The organism is Veillonella sp. ZSJB6, from assembly GCF_051549505.1.
GTDB lineage: Bacteria > Bacillota > Negativicutes > Veillonellales > Veillonellaceae > Veillonella.
On record NZ_JBPUGE010000151.1, the window covers coordinates 1 to 244 of the forward strand.

General features: G+C 41.8%; 1 protein-coding gene. It reads left to right on the forward strand.

The features are described 5' to 3' along the window. Positions 1-230 (forward strand): hypothetical protein (locus tag ACSV5T_RS10240; RefSeq protein WP_438321074.1); only part of this gene is annotated, 230 nt, incomplete at its 5' end. Between the last annotated feature and the right edge of the window lie 14 nt (positions 231-244).

A 244-nucleotide genomic window follows, 5' to 3' on the forward strand; every position in this document is an offset into this window, starting at 1 on the left:
CCACCTTGGTTGGCTGCGATTGGTATGTCATTGAGCTCACTGTTTGTGGTGCTCAATGCGTTACGTCTCAAACGCGCTTAATGGTGAAGTTTACCCAAGCTTTATGCTTTTGGCTTACTAAAATCATACGCCGTGACTATTTGCGCGTTTTTGGCAAAATTGATGAAATAATAGAAGTATTTATCATTCTCATCAATCACCCGATCGCCGTTGGTATCGGCTTGGGTTGAAAAATAAAAACGCT